The organism is Exiguobacterium sp. UBA6309 (assembly GCF_002439205.1).
Lineage (GTDB): Bacteria > Bacillota > Bacilli > Exiguobacteriales > Exiguobacteriaceae > Exiguobacterium_A.
Map to the genome: position 1 here is coordinate 1996 of NZ_DJTL01000003.1, position 1155 is coordinate 3150.

The window sequence follows — 1155 nt, forward strand, 5'->3', positions numbered from 1 at the left end:
ATGTCATCATTAAAGAAGAAGTCGTTGATCCAGATGACGTTGAAATGATTCAAGATCTTGTCTTAGCTGCAACGAACGATGCTTTGAAGAAAGTCGATGAACTCGTCTCAAGTAAAATGGGGAAATTCACACAAGGTATGAATCTGCCGGGAATGTTTTAATTCGTAGGAGGAAACCACTTGCAATATCCTGAAGCGATTAGTCGTTTGATCGAAAGTTTTACAAAACTGCCGGGGATTGGTCCGAAGACAGCAGTTCGTCTAGCGTTTCATGTCCTTGATATGGAAGAAGACGATGTCTTGATGTTCGGAAAAGCATTGGTCAGTGCGAAGCGCGACATTGCCTACTGTAGTGTCTGCGGGAATATCACGGATCAAGATCCTTGTTATGTATGTACAGATAAACACCGAAACCGTACGATCGTCTGTGTCGTCCAAGATTCAAGGGATGTCATTGCAATGGAAAAGATGCGAGATTACCAAGGGTTGTACCATGTCTTACATGGAGCGATCAGTCCAATGGAAGGGATCGGTCCAGAGGATATCAATGTATCTAGTCTACTGACACGTCTTCAAGCGGACGAAGCGATTACGGAAGTCATCTTAGCAACCAATCCGAACATCGAAGGAGAAGCGACAGCGATGTATCTATCGCGTCTCTTAAAACCGACGGGTATTCGGATCACTCGGATTGCCCATGGTCTTCCGGTTGGTGGAGATCTTGAATACGCAGATGAAGTGACGTTATCTCGTGCAATGGAGGGACGTCGCGAACTATGAGTTGGTTTCGAAAGAAGATTCGCAGTGAGTACGACGAGCGTTTGTTAGAAGAATTAGCAAAAGCAAAAGAAGATTATTTGATGAAACGCCATCTTCTAGAAATCAGCTATGATGACTATGGTGATTTAGAAGCACAAATGAAGTTAGCGGAATCACTGTATTTCTTCTATATAAGCGAAGCAAAAAGAAGACGCGTCTCATTGATGATGAAGTAAACCGCAGCCATTCTTGTCTGCGGTTTTTACATGCTCTAAAAAAACTATAAGTTATTTTAATAAAGTAGTTGCGCCTATCTAATTATCGTGATATATTAATTCATGTCCTTAAGAGGACGAGCGCTTACGGCAAACAAGCAAAAAACAATTTCAAAAAAGTT

Annotated in this window: 3 protein-coding genes; all 3 read left to right on the top strand. The window is 42.0% G+C overall.

All coding sequences use genetic code 11. The annotated features are described in order from the left end of the window. Window positions 1-161: YbaB/EbfC family nucleoid-associated protein (locus tag B3M90_RS00080; RefSeq protein WP_290781994.1), on the top strand; the 161-nt coding region annotated here is incomplete at its 5' end. Between the two features lie 18 nt (window positions 162-179). After that, a complete protein-coding gene (recR, locus tag B3M90_RS00085) occupies window positions 180-779 on the top strand; it encodes a recombination mediator RecR (RefSeq protein ID WP_023469882.1) in 600 nt (199 codons plus the stop codon). Beyond that, a complete protein-coding gene (locus B3M90_RS00090; RefSeq protein ID WP_050679042.1) occupies window positions 776-994 on the top strand; it encodes a YaaL family protein in 219 nt (72 codons plus the stop codon). Before recR ends, B3M90_RS00090 begins: the two co-directional genes overlap by 4 nt. Window positions 995-1155 lie beyond the last annotated feature (161 nt).